Below are 18,780 nucleotides of genomic sequence, written 5' to 3'. Positions count from 1 at the left end.
CGGCGCGTCCAGGTGAACCGGCCTGGACGCGCCGCCTAACCGATCTCGACCACGCGGGCCCAGGCGGGCGGCGTATCCGGTACGTGGTCGGGGTCGTCCTCGTCCCAGGAGCGGGCGCGTCCCGCCCGCGGGAACAGCCCGACCACCGTCCGGCAGGCGGGGCGCGTACGCGGCCACGGCGTCTGGCCGTCGGTCAGGACCACGACGATGTCGGGTGCGGGCCGCGCGCGCAGCGCCCTGGCGAAACCGGCCCGCAGATCCGTGCCACCGCCGCCCACCAGAGGTATCCCCTCCGCCCTGCACAACGAGTGCACGGACGGGGCGGCCGCGTCGCACGGCAGCGCCGTGACGAGGTCACGACGGCCGCCCACCGCACGGGAGATCGCGGTCACTTCGAGGAGCGCGCTGCCCAGTTCGGCGTCGCTCACCGAACCGGACGTGTCGATGACCACGCACACCCGTGGCGGTCTGCGCCGCAGACTCGGCAGGACGACACCGGGCACCCCCGCCGAGCGCCGCGCGGGCCGCCCGTACGTGTAGTCCTCACCCGCGCCGGGCCCCGACGCCGCGGAGCGGACCGCCGCACCCAGCAACTCCCGCCACGGCTGAGGCGCATGGAACGCCTCCTCCGCCCACCGTCGCCACCCTTTCGGCGCGTTGCCCGGCCGGGCGGTGATGCCCTGCGCCACCCGGAAGCGGACCGCGTCCCTCTCCTGCTCGCTGAGCCCGTCGGCGCCGTCCGCCCCGAGCTCCCACGGACGCTCGAGGCCGTCGGCGCCGCTCCCGCAGTCCAGCCAGGACATGCTCTGCGTCCGCGGCCCGAGCCGGAACTGCCGCAGATAGTCCTCCATGAGCTCCCCCTCGGGCAGTCCCAGCACCGCGGGCCCCACGGCGCCCTCGGGCCGGACGAGGCCCTCCCCGAACACGTCGTCATTGATCTCGCAGTCCGCTGCGATGTTCATCCGCAGCCGCTCTCCGGGACCGTCGAGCCCGCGCTCCCCGGCCACCCGGTCGCTGCGCCCGTGGTGGTCCCGGAGCAGGTGGGACACCTCGTGCACCCACACTCCGGCGAGTTCCTCCACGGGCGTGCGGTCGACGAAGCCGGGCGAGACGTAGCACCGCCAGTGCCGGTCGACGGCCATCGTCGGCACCTGCCGCGACACGACGGTGTGCAGGGCGAACAGGGCCGTCGACAGATACGGGCGGGCGCGGGCCGCGTGGAGCCGGGCGGCGAAGAGCTTGTCCCGGTCCAGGGCGCCCGGCGCGGTCACCGGCCCGCCCTGGCGGTGTCGCGCGCCGTGCGCGTGGCGCGCGCCAGCGAACGATCCGCCCGCCGGGACAGGCCCACGGTCCCGGCGAGGCGTTCGATCGAGGCCGGTACGTCCCAGTCCTCCCTGCGCAACGCGGCGAGCGTGGTGGCGGGCACGACGACCAGATCGGGTGCGCCGGTCTCGACCGCGCGGACCAGCAGCGCCCACGCCGCGTCCCAGCGCGACCTCTCCGGACGGTTCCTGACCGCGGCCACCACGGCGTCGAGCACCGCCTGACGGAGATCGCCCCGCTGCGGCAGGTCGGCGTGCGCGGGGTCGGCGAGGAGCAGTTCGGGATCGGGCAGGTCCATCCGGTCCAGCGCCGCCAGCAGCTCAAGCCCCGGGCCGTCTCCCACGGTGCCCCTGACCAGCAGGGAGAGCACGTCGCGCGAGGACCCGGCGGCGGTCGCGAACGCGGTCAGACGCAGCGCCATCTCCCAGCTGCGTGGCGAGGGCCAGGCCCCGCCGCGGCGCGCCTCGCCGCCGGGCAGCCGGTGTACGAGTCCGGGGCGTGCGGCCAGCAGCCCGCATACGCCGCGACGGGCGAAGTCCACGGCTTCCGACAGCTTCTCGGGTGCGAGCCGGGGAAGCGTGGCGTGCGGCCAGGTCCCGCCGAGGCCACGTACGACCACGTCGTGGTCGTGGGCCCATTGCAGATGGACGAACCGGTTGGCGAGCGGCGGGCTGAGCTCCCAGCCGTCGGCTGCCGAGGACGGCGGGTTGGCTGCTGCCACGATGCGTACACCGGGCGGGAGTTGGAGAGCACCGATGCGTCGTTCGAGGACCACACGGAGCAGAGCCGCTTGCACGGCCGGGGGAGCGGTGGACAGTTCGTCGAGGAACAGCAGCCCGCGGCCGGCCCGGACGAGGCGGACGGCCCAGTCCGGGGGTGCCATCGGGATGCCCTGTTCCGCCGGGTCGTCCCCGACGACGGGCAGCCCGGAGAAGTCGGACGGCTCGTGCACGCTGGCGATCACCGTGGTCAGCGGCAGGTCGAGGGAGGTGGCGAGTTGCGTGAGGGCCGCGGTCTTGCCGATGCCCGGCTCTCCCCACAGGAGCACAGGGAGGTCGGCGGAGACAGCCAGGGTGAGTGCTTCCAGCTGCGTGTCGGTGCGGGGTTCGGTGGTCGAGTCGCGCAGGAGGTCCAACAGGGCCTCTGCGACGCCGAGTCGGGTGGGGGCGGAGAGGTTCGTGGCGTGTTCGGGCATGTGTGATCACCTTCGGGTGTTCGGGAGGCGTGTGGTGGGAGGCCGCGGGTGTACGTGAGGGTGCGGGTCAGCGTGTGGAGGAGTGGCGCGGGTGCGACCGGACGTCGCGTCGCGCCCCGGGCCCGGGGTGCGCGGGGGAGGGGGCGGAGCCGATCAGGCCCGCCCGGTAGAGCCCGTGGGTGACGCGTCGGCGCGCGGCCGTCTCCAACTCGTCCCGCAACGGGCCGTCGCGCAGCAGCGCTTCTGGCCCCAACAGGTCTTCGATGACGGCCAGGGCGCCGTCGACGTCGCCGTGGTCGAGGCGCTCGCGGACGCCGGTGAGGGCGTCCGGACTGCGGTGCGCCTCATCGATCACCCGCAGGCAGGGCAGTGGGGTACCGGAGAGTGCGGCGAGGAGCTCCTCGCGGCGGATCTCGGCGGCGTCGTGGTCGAGCGGGGCCAGTACTCCGTCGACGAGGCCGATACGGTGTCGGGCGCCGCGGCATTCGACGATGCGGGGACGGCGCGCGGCTGGAGCGGTGGACGGGCCGGCCGGGGTGGAGTCGGGCAACAGCGACGCCGCGACCAGAGGATGGAGTCGCTCGGCCGTGACGGCGCCGGTCCGGAGAAGTTCCAGGTCCGGCAGGATCCAGGTCGAGGCGTCGGGCAGGACGGGGAGTGCGGAGATGTCGCCGACGGAAGGCGGAGCGACGGTGGAGAAGCCGGAGGGGTGCCCGACTCCGACGGCGTCCACGTCCGGACCGGGCTCCATGAGCAGGCGACGTCCGGCTCCCAGGCGCACGACGACGGGCCCGGCGGGCCGGCCGTCGGTGTGCAGCAGGAGCGCAGCCTCGTCCGCCCATCGGTCGACGGCACAGTGGCGCCACTGCGGGTCCGGTGCGCCCGTGCCGGACCGGGCCCGCAACTCGCCGGCCCTGCGCGCGTCCCACAGGTGGCGGTGCAGGTCGAGACGGAAGCGCCGGTGGGGGTGCGGGTGCGGGTGGTGGTGGGGCGGGTCGGCGCGGGCCCGGGCGCCGTCCCACAGGGCGAGGCTGATGCGCTGACCGGCATCCGCCCAGGCGGGCGGGGTACGGGCGACGAGACGCAAGGGACGTACGCCTGCCGGGCCCGCCGCCTCGTAGCGGGCGAGGGCGACGGTCAGTCCCGGGCGGAGCAGTCCGTCGGGAGCGATCCTCGGCATGTGCCAGCGCAGCAGGTCGGGGGCCAAGTGGCGCAGGTCCGAGCGGAGTTGGTCCGCGACATGTCGACCGTGCGTATGTGCGACGGCACGGAGGCCGAAGTCGATGTCGAAGCGGGCGGCGGAACACGCCCCCGCCCAGTCGCCGACCACACGGCGGGCGGTTGCCTTCTCGATCATGGCCGTCGGCACGGCGAATTGCCGTACACGCGGCCAGAAGGCGGAGAGGGAAGGGCAGGGGGAGGAGAGTGGGGCAGAAGTGTCGGTGGTACGAAGGGTGCGACCGTTCGCGATCCGAGTGAGCATCAGCACTCACCTTGCGCGGACGGGACCCCCAATCTGCCTGCGGGAGAAATCGTCATCGCGCTGATCGTAACCTTCGCGCAGTGACCTGTCAGTGCCTTTATCGGCCCTAGGGCCATGTCATGCACATGTGTCCGTGGTTCGAGGTTGAGGACCCCGAGGACGACGCGTCGCTGCTGGTCTTCATCTCCCTCGGTGATGGCGAGCGGCGGACCATCGTCGGTGAATGGGCCGTGCACTTCCATGGCTCGTACATACGGGCCGGCCGGGTGTCCGACCAGCTCTACAACGTCTTCGAGTCGCGCGCAGGCGTGCTCTCCCGGACGACGGGAACACCGGAAGAGCTCGCCGCGCGCTGCGCCGAGTGGTTCGAGGCCGTGCTCAGCAGGCCTGTCGCCCGCACGGAGCTCTGCCCGTTCGAGCCGGCGCCGGTGACGACGGCGGGCGGCGGCCCCTCGCTGATACCGGCATGGCTGTGGCGGGGCGGAGGCGGCCCGGGGCGACGGTAATTCGATGCGGTGTCGCGCGGCTGACGTGCAGACTCGTTCCATGGCGGACATGGCGGCATTCAGGGACGCGGTGAACAGCTGGGCGACGGGTGGTCCCCGCGGGCCCGCGAGTGAGCTGGCGGGGCAATGGGGGCTGCGGACCGCGGTGCTGCTGGAGGGGCCGAGCGATCTCGCGGCTGTCGACGCGCTGGCCGCGCGGCGGGGCCGGGATCTGGCCGCCGAAGGGGTGTGCGTCGTGCCGATGGGCGGGGCGATGAGCGTCGGGCGGTACGCCGGGCTCCTCGGGGCGCCCGGACTCGGGCTGCGCCTGACGGGGCTGTGTGACGTGGGGGAGCGGCGCTTCTACGATCGGGGGTGGGAGCGGGCCGGCGGTTCGCGGCAGGACATTCACGTCTGCGCCGCCGACCTGGAGGACGAGCTCATCCGCGCGCTGGGCACGGAGCGGGTCGAGGAGATCATCCGGGAGGAGGGCGACCTGCGCGCCTGGCAGACTCTGCAGCGGCAGCCCGCCCACCAGGGCACCCCGCGTCATCAGCAGCTGCGACGCTTCTTCGGCACCAAGAAGGGGCGCAAGATCCGCTACGGCGGCCTCCTGACGGAAGCTCTCGCCCCCGGCGAAGTGCCCCCTCCGCTCGACGATCTGTTCGCGAGTGTGTGACACCGGTGAGGGCGGGTGAGCACGGTCCACAGTCCCCAAGCAGATATGATGGGGGTCATAAGGCTGCCTTATGAGGTCATAAAGCTGACCCGCCTACTTACTTAGGCTTGCCTTAGTTTAGGCTTTCCCTCGAGTCACTCCATCACCGCTCGAAGGGAACCTGAACATGCCTCGCCCTCTGCGGGTAGCCATTGTCGGAGCCGGCCCCGCCGGAATCTACGCCGCCGACGCGCTGCTCAAATCCGCAGTGGCGGTCGAGCCGGGTGTGTCGATCGACCTCTTCGAGCGGATGCCGGCGCCGTTCGGTCTGATCCGCTACGGCGTCGCCCCCGACCATCCCCGGATCAAGGGCATCATCACGGCCCTGCACCAGGTGCTCGACAAGCCCCAGATCCGTCTCTTCGGCAACGTCGACTACCCGCGCGACATCAGCCTGGACGACCTGCGCTCGTTCTACGACGCCGTGATCTTCTCCACGGGTGCCACCGCCGACCGCGCGCTCGACATACCCGGCATCGACCTCGACGGCTCGTACGGTGCCGCCGACTTCGTGTCCTGGTACGACGGCCACCCCGACGTGCCGCGCACCTGGCCGCTGGACGCCGAGAAGGTCGCCGTCCTCGGCGTCGGCAACGTAGCGCTCGACGTCGCCCGCATCCTCGCCAAGACCGCCGAGGAGCTGCTGCCCACCGAGATCCCGGCCAACGTCCACGAGGGCCTCAAGGCCAACAAGGCCCTGGAGGTCCACGTCTTCGGGCGTCGCGGCCCCGCGCAGGCCAAGTTCAGCCCGATGGAGCTGCGCGAACTGGACCACTCGCCGAACATCGAGGTCATCGTCGACCCCGAGGACATCGACTACGACGAGGGCTCGATCGCCACCCGGCGCGGCAACAAGCAGGCCGACATGGTCGCCAAGACCCTGGAGAACTGGGCGATCCGCGACGTCGGCGACCGCCCGCACAAGCTGTTCCTGCACTTCTTCGAGTCGCCGGTCGAGATCCTCGGCGAGGACGGCAAGGTCGTCGGCCTGCGCACCGAGCGCACCGCCCTCGACGGCACCGGCAACGTCAAGGGCACCGGCGAGTTCAAGGACTGGGACCTCGGGGCGGTCTACCGCGCCGTCGGCTACCTCTCCGACGAACTGCCCAAGCTGCCCTGGGACGTCACCTCCGGCACCGTTCCGGACGTGGCGGGCCGCGTGATCGAGGAGTCCGGCGAGCACCTCCGGTCGACGTACGTCACCGGCTGGATCCGACGCGGCCCCGTCGGCCTCATCGGCCACACGAAGGGCGACGCCAACGAGACCGTCGCGAGCCTCCTCGACGACCGCGAGAACGGCCGGCTGCACACCCCCGCCTCGCCCGAGCCCGAGGCCGTCGACGCCTTCCTCGGCGAGCGCGGCGTCCGCTTCACCACCTGGGACGGCTGGTACCGCCTCGACGCGGCGGAGAAGGCGCTCGGCGAGCCGCAGGGGCGCGAGCGCGTGAAGATCGTCGAGCGCGAGGACATGCTCGAGGCGAGCGGCGCGTAACGCTTCACCGGCTTGTCGGCCTGCGGCTCGACGCCCTGTGTGCGCAGGTGAGTTGTAAGGATCACCCCAGTGTGCTCCCTCAACTCGCCTGCGCACACTGCTGTACGGCTACTTGCCTGCGCCGAGCTGCTTGCCCGCTCCGAGCGGCACGTCCAGGCGGGCGCGGCGGTGGCTGAACGCGGCGATGGAGTGCGGGCCGTGGTAACTGCCCATGCCGCTCTCGCCGACCCCGCCGAACGGCAGCTCGGACACGCGCAGATGCGCCATCGGCAGCCCGAAGCCGAGCCCGCCGGACGACGTCTCGGCGGCGAGGCGGCGCCGCGTCGTCTCGTTCTCCGTGAAGCCGTACAGAGCCAGGGGCTTGTCGCGGTCGTTGATGAACGCGATCGCCTCGTCCAGGTCCGCGACCTCCACGATGGGCAGGACCGGGCCGAAGATCTCCTCCGCCATGACGGGGTCGTCCGCCGTCACGCCGGTCAGGACGGTCGGCGCGATGTACACGTCGTCCCGGTCGGTCCGCCCGCCGAACGCCGTCGTGCCCGAGCCGAGCAGGGCGCTCACGCGGTCGAAGTGCCGCTCGTTCACCATCCGGCCGTACGCCGGTGAGGACTGCGGGTCGGCGCCGAAGAGACGCTCCACGGCCTCCGCGAGCGCGGCCGCCAGGGCACGGGCGGTCTCCGGGTCGGTCAGGACGTAGTCCGGCGCGACGCAGGTCTGCCCGGCGTTGCGGAACTTGGCGTCCGCCAGCCGGGCCGCGACGGTGGCGACATCGGCGTCCCGGTCCACGAACACCGGCGACTTGCCGCCCAGTTCGAGGGTGACGGGCGTGAGGTGCTCGGCGGCGGCGCGCATCACGATGCGGCCGACCGTGCCGTTGCCGGTGTAGAAGATGTGGTCGAAGCGCTCGGCGAGCAGAGCCGTGGTCTCGGGGATGCCGCCCTCGACGACGGCGACGGCCTCCGGGTCCAGGTACTGCGGCACGAGTCGGGCCATAAAATCCGACGTGGCCGGGGCGAGTTCGCTCGGCTTCAGGATCACCGCGTTGCCCGCGGCGAGCGCTCCCGCCACCGGTACGAGGGACAGCTGGACGGGGTAGTTCCACGGGGCGATGACCAGTACGGTGCCCAGCGGTTCGTACTGCGTGCCGGCCGTGGACCCCTCGGGCAGCCCGGCGAGGGAGGCCCGGTCGAGCCGCTGCGGCTCCAGCCACTCCGCGAGGTGCGCCAGCGTGTGATCGATCTCGTGTACGGGCAGGTCGATCTCCGCGCCGTACGCCTCGGGGCGTGGCTTGCGCAGGTCGCTGTGGAGGGCGTCGGCGATGGCCTCGCGGTTCTCGGTGAACAGCGCGCGCAGTCGGGTCAGCTGCTCCTGCCGCCAGGCGAGGGGCCGGGTGCGGCCGGACGCGAAGGTGGCGCGCATGCGGGCGACCAGGGAGGCGGTCCGGTCGGTGAGGGTGACGTCGGTGGTCATGGGGGGATTCCTCAGCAGTGCTTGTGCTTGTGCGTTACGGGATGCGATATGCGATGCGTCGTGCGTGTGCGGTGTGACGTTTTGTGCGCTACGGGTTCTCTGCGCGGGCCGCCGTGTCGAGCAGGCCGGTGGCGAGCGCGTCCGTGGCCGGGGCCAGCAGGCCCCGCGGGTCGCGCATGCCTTCCAGGCCGACGACCAGCGCGACGCAGATGTCCGCGGCCTCGGCGGGCGCGACGCCCGCGACCGTGCCCGCCTCCGTGAACAGGCCGGTCAGCACCTCGCGCAGCTCCGTGGTGAACGACGTGCAGATGTCGCCGAAGAGGCGGGCCTTCCCGTCGAGCAGCTCCGTGGCGTGCGGGGAGTCCCCGGCGAGCTGGAGGACGAGGTCGAGCTTGGCGGCCAGGACGCCGTGCAGTCTCTCCGCGTACGGGACGTCGGCGGAGGCCGCCTCCCGGGCGCGCCGGAGCGCCTGCTCGTGGAGGCGTCCCGCGAGCCTGCGGAAGGCGTCGTCCTTGCCGCGCACGTACTGGTAGACGGCGGACCGGGACACGCCCATGGCGGAGGCGATGTCGTCCATCGTGGTGCGTCGCGCGCCGTACCGCGTGAGGCAGTCGTAGGCGGCGTCGAGGACCTCGTCGAGCCGGTCGGTGCCCATGGCTCAGGCCAGCTTCCCGAGCAGCTCGACGGCGAGCGGGGCGGAGGACGCGGGGTTCTGGCCGGTGACGAGGTTGCGGTCGACGACCACGTGCGGGGCCCAGGGCTCGCCCTCCTGGAAGTCGGCGCCGCCCTGCACCAGGCGGTCCTGGAGCAGCCACTTCGCCCGGTCGGCGAGTCCGGCCTGGGTCTCCTCCGCGTTGGTGAAGCCGGTGAGGCGGTAGCCCGCGAACGAGGGCGCGCCGTCGGCGGAGACGGCGGCCAGGAGCGCGGCCGGGGCGTGGCAGACGATGCCGAGCGGCTTGCCCGTCTCCAGGGCGGTGGTCAGCAGCTTTCCGGAGTCGGCGTCGACGGCGAGGTCCTCCATGGGGCCGTGGCCGCCGGGGTAGAAGACGGCGGCGTAGTCGTCGAGGTGCACCTCCGAGAGCTTGACCGGGTGCTGGAGCTCGGTGAACGCGGCGAGCGAGGCGGCGACCTTCTCGGCGCCTTCCTGTCCGCCGTTGACCTCGGGGGCGAGGGAGCCGCCGTCGACCGTGGGGACGACGCCGCCGGGCGTGGCGACGACGATCTCATGTCCGGCGGCCTTGAACGCCTCGTACGGCGCGACGGCCTCCTCGGCCCAGAAACCGGTCGGATGCCGGGTTCCGTCGGCGAGGGTCCAGTGGTCGACGCCGGTGACTACAAAAAGGATCTTCGACATGCGGGCCTCCGATGGCGGGACTGGTCGGGCGGGCGGTCTGACGTTCTGGACGCAGAACGTCAGTACGGCCACGTCCCCAACGTAAATCCATCGGACATAGGTATCCAATGAGGAAACCGATGGCAGGTATCGGGAAACCGATGGCAGACCGCTGACGGCCTGTCGGCAGACCGGCGGCGGCAGCCGGATCAGCCGTGTTCGCGCCCCGGTGCCCCGGCCCGCAGGCCGTCCAGGACGAGGTCCATCAGACGGCCCGCCCGGGTCTCCCAGTCGCTGTGCGGGTCGATGTGCCAGAGGCCGGCGATGGCGAGCAGGAAGTCGTCGGGGGTGACCCCCGGCCGAATGGTTCCGGCCTCCTCGTTCGCCCGCAGCAGGTGTCCGACGGCCTCGGTGAGCGGGCCGGGGCCGACCCCGGCCAGGCTGCCGAGCGTGCTCGTGGCCTTGCGGATCGCCTCGGCTAGCCCCGCCTTGGCCATGGCGTACCGGACGAGGCGGTCCATCCACTCGCGCAGGGCGCGGTCGGGTTCCCGCGTCGCCAGCAACTGGCAGGCGGCGTCGGAGACCTGCTGCACTTCGTAGCGGTACACCTCCAGGACGAGGGACTCGCGGTTCGGGAAGTTGCGGTAAAACGTGCCCTGGCCGACCCCCGCCTTCTTGGCGATCACGCTGAGCGGCGCGTCGCTCGCCAGTGTCAGCTCCGCCAGGGCCACTTCGAGGATCCGCTCGCGATTGCGCTGCGCGTCCGAGCGCAGGGGCGGGGTCTTGTGGTGACCCATTCGCTCTCCTTCGGCGCGTCGTGGCCTGTTCCGTGCGGCAGGGCCTGAGGGTGCCTTGCTGAGCGGACAACTGTCCGCTAAGTTCGACGGTGAGCGGACAGCTGTCCGCTTAGGCTCACCATACCGCAGCCACGTCCATTGGCGACCCCTGCCGCCGAAGCGGCGACGTCTCCCTCTCCCTGTACGTCTCCCTTTTACCTGTACGTCTCCCTCCACCTGTACAGCGCCATCTCCCCGATCTCCCGAGCTCATCCCGATCTCCGGCCGGGACCGCCTCGTTCGACGCGATTCGCGAAAGAAGGCTGCTCATGGCTCCATCGACGTCCAGTGCCGTCACCCTGAACATCAACGGTGAGAAGCACACACTGTCCGTCGACCACCGCACCACCCTGCTCGACGCCCTGCGCGAGCGGCTCGATCTGACCGGCACCAAGAAGGGGTGCGACCAAGGCCAGTGCGGGGCCTGCACGGTGCTGATCGACGGCCGCAGGGCCGTCTCCTGTCTCACCCTCGCGGTCGCCTCCGAAGGCCGCGAGATCACCACCATCGAAGGCGTCGCGGACGGCGACCGGCTGCACCCCGTCCAGCAGGCCTTCCTCGACCGCGACGGCTTCCAGTGCGGCTACTGCACGCCGGGACAGATCTGTTCCGCCCTCGGCGCGCTGAAGGAGCACGCGGCGGGCTGGCCGAGCGCCGCCACCGCCGACGTGCGCCCCGAAGCGGGCGTTCCCCAGCTCACCGCCGAGGAGATCCGCGAGCGGATGAGCGGCAACCTGTGCCGCTGCGGCGCGTACGTGTCGATCGTGCAGGCCGTCGCCGAGGCGGCCCGCGCGGGAGACGGAGCAGCAGCGGACGAGGAAGCAGCAGTGGGAGAGGGAGCGGCATGAGGGACTTCGGCTATCAGCGGGCGTACGACGTGTCCGGCGCGGTCGCCGTGCTCGGCACCGACCCCGACGCCCGTTATCTCGGCGGCGGCACCAACCTCGTCGACCTGATGAAGACCGGCGTGGAACGGCCCGCGCTCCTCGTCGACGTACGCGAACTGCCCCTGGACACCGTCGAGACCACCGAGGACGGCGGGCTGCGCGTCGGCGCGACCGTCACCAACAGCGACCTCGCCGCCCACCCCGACGTGCGCCGCCGCTACCCCGCCCTGACGCAGGCCGTCCTCGCCGGCGCCTCCGGGCAGCTGCGCAACATGGCGACCGTCGGCGGGAACCTGCTCCAGCGCACCCGCTGCGGCTACTTCACCGACCTCTCCAAGCCCTGCAACAAACGCGAGCCCGGCACTGGCTGCTCGGCCGTCGGCGGCGAACACCACAACCACGCGATCCTCGGCGCCACCGACCACTGCGTGGCCGTCCACCCCTCCGACATGGGCGTGGCCCTCACCGCCTTCGACGCGGTCGTCCACTACGAAACCGCCGAAGGCCCGGGCGAGTTGCCGCTCACCGAGTTCTACCTGCCCGTCGGCGACACCCCGCACCTGGAGACCTCGCTGCCGCCCGGCGCGCTCATCACCCACGTGACGCTGCCGCCCGCCCCCGTCGCCGCGCACTCCCGCTACCGCAAGGTGCGCGAGCGTGCCTCCTACGCGTTCGCCATCGGCTCGGTCGCCGCCGCCCTGGACGTACAGGACGGTGTCGTACGGGACGTACGCATCGGTATCGGCGCGGTCGCGTCCCGGCCGTGGCGTGCCCGGGCGGCCGAACAGGCGCTGACCGGCGGCCCGGCGACCGCCGAGGCGTTCGCCGCCGCGGCCGACGCCGAACTGGCCGCGGCCCGCCCGCTGCCCGACAACGGCTACAAGGTGACGCTGACGCGCAACCTCGTCGTGGCCGTGCTGTCCGAACTCACCGAGGAGGCCGCCCGATGACCACGACCACCGCAACCACCGCGGTGACGGGCGCGGTCGGCACCGCGCACACCCGCATCGAAGGCCGTGAGAAGGTCACCGGAGCGGCCCGCTACGCCGGTGAGATCCCCTTCGCCGACCTCGCCCACGGCTGGCTCGTCCTGTCCACCATCGCCCGCGGCCGGATCCGTTCGGTCGACGACGCACCTGTCCTCGCGATGCCCGGTGTCCTCGCCGTCCTGCACCACGGGAACGCGCCGCGCGTCGACGCGGACTACGTCGGCATGCTCGGGAAGCCGGACCCGGTCGTCGGGGTCCTCCAGCACGACCGGGTGCCCTTCGTGGGCTGGCCGGTGGCGCTGGTCGTCGCCGAGACGTCCGAACAGGCCAGGGAAGCGGCCGAGGCGCTGGTCGTCCACTACGACCAGGAGCCGCACGACGTCGCCTTCTCCGCCGGACGGCCCGGGACCTACACGCCGGACGGCGACGCGATGCGCACGGCGGTGGGGGACCTGGAGTCCCGGCTCGCCGCGTCCGCGCACGTCGTGGACGCCGAGTACACGACCCCCGAAGAGCACCACAGCGCGATGGAGCCGCACGCCGCGACGGCACGCTGGGACGACGGGCGGCTGGACATCGTCGACTCCAACCAGGGCAGCACCTGGGTCGCGGACGAGCTCGCGAAGCTCTTCTCCCTCGACCCGCCCTCCGTGCGGGTCCGCTCGGAGCACGTCGGCGGCGCCTTCGGCTCCAAGGGCCTGCGGGCCCACCAGGTGCTCGCCGTGATGGCGGCGACCGTCCTCGACCGGCCCGTCCGCGTCGTCATGACGCGCCGCCAGATGTTCTCCCTCATCGGCTACCGCAGCCCCACCGCGCAACGCGTCAGGCTCGGCGCCGACCCGGACGGGCGGCTCCTCGCTTTCGACCACCAGGGGCAGAGCCTGTCGTCGACCGTCCACGAGTTCGTCGAGGAGAGCGCCGGTTTTGGTCGCGCCATGTACGCGGCCGACGCGCACCACACCGTCAACCGTCTCGTCCGCCTCGACGTGCCCACCCCGACCTGGGTACGGGCCCCCGGCGAGGCGCCCGGCTCCTTCGCCGTGGAGTCCGCGCTCGACGAACTCGCCGAGAAATGCGGCATGGACCCGATCGAGCTGCGGGCCCGCAACGAACCCGCTGTCGGCCCCGTGTCCGGGCTGCCGTTCAGCAGCCGCAACCTGCTCGCCTGCTTCGACGAGGGCGCCCGCAGGTTCGGCTGGGCGGACCGCGACCCGCGCCCGGGAGTGCGCCGCGAAGGGCGCTGGCTGCTCGGCACCGGCACCGCCGCGTCCACCTTCCCCGTGCTCGTCGCCCCGAGCACGGCCGCGGTGACGGCGGAGGCCGACGGAATGTTCACCGTGCGCATCACCGCCGCGGACGTCGGGACCGGCGCGCGGACCGCGCTCACCCTCATCGCCGCCGACGCCCTCGAAGTGCCGACGGAGCGGGTCCGCGTCCGCATCGCCGACAGCGACTTCGGCCCCGCGATGATCGCGGGCGGCTCCATGGGCACCCGTTCCTGGGGCTGGGCGGTCATGCTCGCCGCGCGCGAACTGCGCGAGAAGCTGGTTCCCGGCGGTGACATCCCGCCAGAGGGTCTCACCGCGCGCTCGAACACCAGTGACGTGATCGGCGCGCTCGCACAGAAGGAACGGCACGCGTTCGGCGCCCAGTTCGCCGAGGTCGCCGTGGACGTCACCACCGGGGAAGTCCGCGTGCGGCGCATGCTCGGCATCTTCGCCGCGGGACGCATCGTCAACCCGCTCACCGCACGCAGCCAGCTGATCGGCGGCATGACCTGGGGCCTGTCGATGGCGCTGCACGAGGAGGCCGTCAGGGACCCGGCGACGGGCGGCCTGGTCGGCCCGGACCTCGCGGGGTACCACATCGCCTCGCACGCCGACGTGCCGCACATCGAGGCGGACTGGGTCGACGACCCGGACGTGGAGGACCCCGTCGGCATCAAGGGCGTCGGCGAGATCGGCATCGTGGGTGCCGCGGCCGCCATCGCCAACGCCGTCCGGCACGCGACCGGCGTCCGCCACCGCTCCCTGCCGATCCGCCCCGACCGCGTCCTGCGGGCGGGAACCGTACTCGGGGAAGAGCGGGAAGAGCACCGTGCTTGACATCGCCACCGACCTGAACCGCTGGGTCGAGGAGGGCCGGGACTTCGCGGTCGCCACCGTCGTGAGCGTCGGCGGCAGCGCACCGCGCGGCCCCGGCGCCGCGATGGCCGTCGACGGCGAGGGAACCGTCATCGGCTCGGTCTCCGGCGGCTGCGTGGAGGGCGCGGTCTACGACCTGTGCGTCCAGGCACTCGACGAGGGCGAAGCCGTCGTCGAACGGTTCGGGTACAGCGACGACGACGCCTTCGCGGTCGGCCTCACCTGCGGCGGCGTCATCGAGGTCCTGGTGGCACCGGTCGCCGTGGACTCACCCGACAGGGCGGTCTTCGCCGCCGCCCTGACGGCCGCCGTGCGCGGTGAGGCCACGGCCCTGGCCCGGGTCTACAGGGGACCGGCCGAACTCCTCGGCCGACCGCTCCTGGTGACCCCTGCGGGGGCCGGGAACGGAACGCTCGGCGGGCACCCCGACCTCGACCGCACCGCCGTGGGGGAGAGCCGCGCCCTCCTCGCGGCGGGCCGCACGGGGGAGTTCGTCGTCTCCGAGAGCGGCGCGCACTGCGGCACCGCCGTGACGGTCCTGGTCGAGTCCAGCCAGCCGCCGCCCCGCATGATCGTCTTCGGCGCCGTCGACTTCGCGGCGGCCCTCGTCCGCGTGGGCAAGTTCCTCGGCTACCACGTGACGGTCTGCGACGCCCGCCCCGTCTTCGCCACTCGGGCCCGGTTCCCGGACGCCGACGACATCGTGATCGAGTGGCCACACCGCTACCTGCGCGGCACCACGACGGACGCCCGCACCGTTCTGTGCGTCCTCACCCACGACGCCAAGTTCGACGTGCCGCTGCTCACGGCGGCCCTGCGGCTGCCCGTCGCGTTCGTCGGCGCCATGGGCTCGCGCCGCACCCACGAGGACCGCAACCGCAGGCTGCGCGACGAGGGCGTCACCGAGGCCGAACTGGCGAGGCTCCGCTCGCCGATCGGCCTCGACCTCGGCGCCCGCACACCCGAGGAGACGGCCCTGTCCATCGCGGCGGAGATCGTCGCGGTACGCCAGGGCGGCACGGGGCACCCGCTGACCGGGGCACGGACACCGATCCACCACGACACGCCCGGCGGCCCTCCGCGGGCCGACGCCCTGGTCTGATTTGGGAGCATCAACCATGGAGATCAAAGCCTTCATCATCGACGCCACCGACCCCGAACCGGTCGCCGCCTTCTGGTCCGAACTGCTCGACTGGCCCATCGCCGGCCGCACGGGCCCCTACATCTGGCTGCGGCGCGAGAACGGCACGGTCCTCGGCATCCAGCGGGTCGACGAGCGCAAGACGGTGAAGAACCGCATGCACCTCGACCTCGCCGCGTCCGACTTCGCCGCCGAGCAGCGGCGCGTCGAGGCGCTCGGCGGGCGCAGGCTGGAGGGGTACGACGACGGAGGCTTCCTCGTCATGGCGGACCCGGAGGGCAACGAGTTCTGCATCATCCCCGACGCTCCCTTCGACCTCGACGACGAGGGACGCACGAACTACCAGGGCTAGGACGCGTGTCCGAGCAGGCCCTAGGGTGCGGACGCATGACCGACACGATGAGCGCCCGTACGGAAGTGCTCCGTACGGGACCGATCCGCTACGCCACCGCGGAACGCTTCGGGCGGCCGCGGCCCGTCGCGGACGACGACCCGCGCCCCGCCTCCGGGGAGATCGGTCCGCAGCCGCCCTCCAGGCTCGACTTCGTCATGGGGCCGCCTTCGGACACCCGCCCGCAGGGCGAGGACTGCCTCAACCTGACGGTCGCCACGCCGGCACGGGACGCGGCGGCCCGGCCCGTGCTCGTGTGGCTGCACGGCGGCGGCTTCAGCAGCGGCGCCGGTCTCATGGACTGGTACGACGGATCAGTCCTCGCCGCCGAGGGCGATGTCGTGGTCGTCGGCGTCAACTACCGTTTGGGCGCGTTGGGTTACCTCTTCCTCGACGGGGTGAGCGAGGGCAACCTCGGTCTGTACGACCAGGTGGAGGCGTTGCGCTGGGTGCAGGCGCACATCGCCGGGTACGGCGGGGACCCCGCGGACGTCACGGTGCTGGGGCAGTCCGCCGGCGGCATCTCCGTGCGCCTCCTCATGGAACTGCCCGAGGCGCACGGCCTGTTCCGCCGGGCGATCCTGCAGAGCGCGCCGCTGGAGATCACCCGCAGGGCCGCGGAGGAGTCCCTCGCACTGGGGCGGTACTTCGCCGACGCGCTCGGCACCGACCCGCGCACGGCCGACATCCCCGCGATCCTCGCCGCACAGGGCGCGACGGCCCGCTTCCACCTGCGCACCGCGGGCCGCCGCATGGAACCCGCGTTCATCCCGGTGGAGGGAGCCGGTCCCGTCCCCGCTCCCGGTGCCCCGCTCGACGGGAGCGTCCAGGGGCTCGACGTCCTGTACGGCTGGAACGCCGACGACATGACCGCATTCGCGGGCCCGGACGACGACCCGACCGTGCGCACCCGCGAGGTGTACGAGGAGCCGCTCACCCGCTACGGCGAGCGGCTGACCCGGGCCGGCGCCCGGGTCCACGCCTACCGCCTCGACTGGCGCCCCGCCGGGTCCCCGTTCGGCGCCACCCACTGCCTGGAACTGCCGTTGCTCTTCGGCACCCACGACGCCTGGCGGACGGCGCCGATGCTGGGCACCACGCCCCGTGAGGAGATTGAGAGGCTCGGCAGGGCCCTGCGCTCCGCGTGGCTCGCCTTCGCCCGCACCGGCACCTTCGGCACCCTCCCCGCACCCCTCACCGACGGGCCGGTGCCGCGGCCCTCATGAGTCCGGCAGCTTCCGCGGCTCCAGCGGACGCGTCGCGGGCCCCTGCAGCACCGAGCCGTCGGTGGCGAAGCGGGAGCCGTGGCAGGGGCACTCCCACGTCGTCTCCGCCTCGTTGAACGCGACCAGGCACCCCAGGTGGGTGCAGCGGGCGGAGACGGCGTGCAGGGCACCGGACTCGTCACGGTGCACCGCGCACCGGCGCCCCTCGACGCGGACCACCGCACCGGCGCCCGCCGGGATGTCGTCGACGGAGTCGACGTGGGTCGTACGGAGCCGGTCCCCGACGAAGTGCTTGGCGACCTCGGCCTGCTGGCTCAGCAGGGAAGGCATCTCCCGCACCGTGCTCCACAGCCGCCGCGGGTCGTACAGCTCGGCCCACGAGGACTTCTCCCCGGCGATGAGCCGGGCGAGCAGCCGACCGGCCATGACGCCGCCGCTCATGCCCCAGCCGCCGAACCCCGTCGCCACGTAGGTATTCCGGGCGCCGGGGTGGAAGGGCCCCACCATCGGCACGGTGTCCGTGGCGTCGTTGTCCTGCGCCGCCCACCGGTAGGCCGTCGCGCCGACGTCGAAGCGCTCACGCATCCACGTGTCCAGGGCGATGAAACCGCCGGAGGGGTCGCCCGTGCCCGGCGTGAAGCTGTCACCCGTGACGATGAGGAGACGCCCGCCGTCGCCGCCGTGGGGCGCGGTCCGCACCGAACGCTTGCCCTCGTCCTGGGTGATGTACATGCCGCCCGGGTCCTGTGCGGCGGCGAGCGGCGCCGCGACGACGAGTTCGCGCCGCGGGGAGAGCCGGGCGAACAGCAGGGCGCGGTCGAAGACCGGGTAGTGCGTGGCGATGACGACGAACCGCGCGGTGACGGTGTGCCCGCCCTCGCTCGTCACGGTGCACGGGGAGCCATCGCGCAGCTTGGTGATCCGGGTCCGTTCGAAGATGACACCGCCCCGCGTCCGCAGGTCGTCGGCGAGCGCCAGCAGATAGGCGCGGGGGTGGAACTGAGCCTGGTCCTCGACGCGCACCGCGCCCGCCACGGGGAAGGGGAGCCCGGTCTCGTCCGTGTACGAGGCGGCGAGTCCGGCCTCCCTGGCCGCGGCGGCCTCGGCCCGCAGTTCGTCGGTCCGGTCGGCGCGCGTGGTGTAGGTGAAGGCGGGCGCGCGTTCGAGGTCGCAGTCGATGCCGAGTTCGGCGCTGACCGCGGCCACGTGTTCCACGGCCTGCTGCTGCGACTCCGCGTAGAGGCGGGCGCCCTCGGGGCCGCGGGTGCGGCGCAGCCGGTCGTAGACCTGGGAGTGCAGGGCGGTGAGCTTCGCGGTGGTGTTGCCGGTGACCCCGGCGGCGATGCGGTCGGCCTCCAGGACGGCGACCGACCGCCCGTCGCGCGCCAGCTCCCAGGCCGTGCTGAGGCCCGCTACTCCGCCGCCGACCACGGCGACGTCCACCTCGATGTCCTCGGCGAGCGACGGGTGGGACGTCGACGCGCTGGTCTCCATCCAGTACGACTCGGGTCGTCCCGGCAGCGGGCCGGGCGTCTTGATGTTCATGCGGGCTCCGTGACGGCGTGCACTGCGGCCTCCACTATGTCGGCGTCGGTGGCTCGAGTCTCCTCCGGACCGGGTGCCAAACCCGGCCGCCGCGCCGCCGTCACGGCCGGCCCCGGCGCGGC

At 72.7% G+C, this 18,780-nt stretch carries 17 protein-coding genes; 9 read left to right on the top strand and 8 right to left on the bottom strand.

Annotation, left to right across the window (positions count from 1 at the left end; all coding sequences use genetic code 11):
• Positions 1 to 35: 35 nt before the first annotated feature.
• The 3 genes from DEJ47_RS01955 to DEJ47_RS01945 all read right to left on the bottom strand — a co-directional run bounded on the left by DEJ47_RS01955 (position 36) and on the right by DEJ47_RS01945 (position 4,001).
• On the bottom strand, positions 36 to 1,271 hold the full coding sequence (locus DEJ47_RS01955) for a DUF2201 family putative metallopeptidase (RefSeq protein ID WP_150164292.1): 1,236 nt from the start codon (positions 1,269 to 1,271) through the stop codon (positions 36 to 38).
• Entirely contained in the window at positions 1,268 to 2,518 is a 1,251-nt protein-coding gene (locus tag DEJ47_RS01950; protein WP_150164290.1) for an AAA family ATPase, read from the bottom strand. Before DEJ47_RS01950 ends, DEJ47_RS01955 begins: the two co-directional genes overlap by 4 nt.
• 67 nt (positions 2,519 to 2,585) lie before the next feature.
• Positions 2,586 to 4,001, bottom strand: a complete 1,416-nt coding sequence (locus DEJ47_RS01945) for a hypothetical protein (protein ID WP_150164288.1) — start codon at positions 3,999 to 4,001, stop codon at positions 2,586 to 2,588.
• A gap of 119 nt (positions 4,002 to 4,120) precedes the next feature.
• Between DEJ47_RS01945 and DEJ47_RS01940 the strand changes: the two genes are divergently transcribed.
• From DEJ47_RS01940 to DEJ47_RS01930, 3 genes are all read left to right on the top strand, one after another.
• On the top strand, positions 4,121 to 4,507 hold the full coding sequence (locus tag DEJ47_RS01940) for a hypothetical protein (RefSeq protein WP_150164286.1): 387 nt from the start codon (positions 4,121 to 4,123) through the stop codon (positions 4,505 to 4,507).
• 40 nt (positions 4,508 to 4,547) lie between these two features.
• Positions 4,548 to 5,165 (top strand): TOPRIM nucleotidyl transferase/hydrolase domain-containing protein, encoded by a 618-nt coding sequence (locus DEJ47_RS01935; RefSeq protein ID WP_150164284.1) that lies wholly within the window; start codon positions 4,548 to 4,550, stop codon positions 5,163 to 5,165.
• A gap of 166 nt (positions 5,166 to 5,331) precedes the next feature.
• On the top strand, positions 5,332 to 6,696 hold the full coding sequence (locus DEJ47_RS01930) for an FAD-dependent oxidoreductase (protein WP_150164282.1): 1,365 nt from the start codon (positions 5,332 to 5,334) through the stop codon (positions 6,694 to 6,696).
• A gap of 108 nt (positions 6,697 to 6,804) precedes the next feature.
• On the opposite strand, the gene DEJ47_RS01925 is transcribed toward DEJ47_RS01930, so the two are convergent.
• From DEJ47_RS01925 to DEJ47_RS01910, 4 genes are all read right to left on the bottom strand, one after another.
• A complete protein-coding gene (locus DEJ47_RS01925; protein WP_150164280.1) occupies positions 6,805 to 8,166 on the bottom strand; it encodes an aldehyde dehydrogenase family protein in 1,362 nt (453 codons plus the stop codon).
• A gap of 88 nt (positions 8,167 to 8,254) precedes the next feature.
• Positions 8,255 to 8,821, bottom strand: coding sequence for a TetR/AcrR family transcriptional regulator (locus tag DEJ47_RS01920; RefSeq protein WP_150164278.1), 567 nt, complete (start codon positions 8,819 to 8,821; stop codon positions 8,255 to 8,257).
• Between the two features lie 3 nt (positions 8,822 to 8,824).
• Positions 8,825 to 9,520 (bottom strand): type 1 glutamine amidotransferase domain-containing protein, encoded by a 696-nt coding sequence (locus DEJ47_RS01915; RefSeq protein WP_150164276.1) that lies wholly within the window; start codon positions 9,518 to 9,520, stop codon positions 8,825 to 8,827.
• A gap of 188 nt (positions 9,521 to 9,708) precedes the next feature.
• Positions 9,709 to 10,296, bottom strand: a complete 588-nt coding sequence (locus DEJ47_RS01910) for a TetR/AcrR family transcriptional regulator (protein WP_150164274.1) — start codon at positions 10,294 to 10,296, stop codon at positions 9,709 to 9,711.
• 308 nt (positions 10,297 to 10,604) lie between these two features.
• Between DEJ47_RS01910 and DEJ47_RS01905 the strand changes: the two genes are divergently transcribed.
• The 6 genes from DEJ47_RS01905 to DEJ47_RS01880 are packed head-to-tail and all read left to right on the top strand — an operon-like array spanning position 10,605 to position 17,113.
• Complete coding sequence (locus DEJ47_RS01905; protein WP_150164272.1) at positions 10,605 to 11,183, top strand: (2Fe-2S)-binding protein; 579 nt, start codon at positions 10,605 to 10,607, stop codon at positions 11,181 to 11,183.
• The gene (locus DEJ47_RS01900; RefSeq protein ID WP_150164270.1) at positions 11,180 to 12,172 is read left to right on the top strand and encodes an FAD binding domain-containing protein; all 993 of its coding nucleotides are present in this window, start codon (positions 11,180 to 11,182) and stop codon (positions 12,170 to 12,172) included. Before DEJ47_RS01905 ends, DEJ47_RS01900 begins: the two co-directional genes overlap by 4 nt.
• Positions 12,169 to 14,316, top strand: coding sequence for a xanthine dehydrogenase family protein molybdopterin-binding subunit (locus DEJ47_RS01895; RefSeq protein ID WP_150164268.1), 2,148 nt, complete (start codon positions 12,169 to 12,171; stop codon positions 14,314 to 14,316). The genes DEJ47_RS01900 and DEJ47_RS01895 overlap by 4 nt, the downstream gene beginning before the upstream one ends.
• The gene (locus DEJ47_RS01890) at positions 14,309 to 15,457 is read left to right on the top strand and encodes an XdhC family protein (protein ID WP_150164266.1); all 1,149 of its coding nucleotides are present in this window, start codon (positions 14,309 to 14,311) and stop codon (positions 15,455 to 15,457) included. Before DEJ47_RS01895 ends, DEJ47_RS01890 begins: the two co-directional genes overlap by 8 nt.
• Positions 15,458 to 15,473: 16 nt before the next feature.
• On the top strand, positions 15,474 to 15,848 hold the full coding sequence (locus DEJ47_RS01885) for a VOC family protein (protein WP_150164264.1): 375 nt from the start codon (positions 15,474 to 15,476) through the stop codon (positions 15,846 to 15,848).
• 35 nt (positions 15,849 to 15,883) lie between these two features.
• A complete protein-coding gene (locus tag DEJ47_RS01880) occupies positions 15,884 to 17,113 on the top strand; it encodes a carboxylesterase family protein (RefSeq protein WP_223828191.1) in 1,230 nt (409 codons plus the stop codon).
• Here DEJ47_RS01880 and DEJ47_RS01875 read toward each other — a convergent pair.
• Positions 17,108 to 18,658, bottom strand: a complete 1,551-nt coding sequence (locus DEJ47_RS01875; protein ID WP_150164262.1) for an FAD-dependent oxidoreductase — start codon at positions 18,656 to 18,658, stop codon at positions 17,108 to 17,110. The genes DEJ47_RS01880 and DEJ47_RS01875 overlap by 6 nt on opposite strands.
• Positions 18,659 to 18,780 lie beyond the last annotated feature (122 nt).

The sequence above is a fragment of the Streptomyces venezuelae genome, from assembly GCF_008642355.1.
Lineage (GTDB): Bacteria > Actinomycetota > Actinomycetes > Streptomycetales > Streptomycetaceae > Streptomyces > Streptomyces venezuelae_B.
Note: the sequence above shows the minus strand (reverse complement) of the source record. Positions and strands in the feature narration are given on the sequence as shown.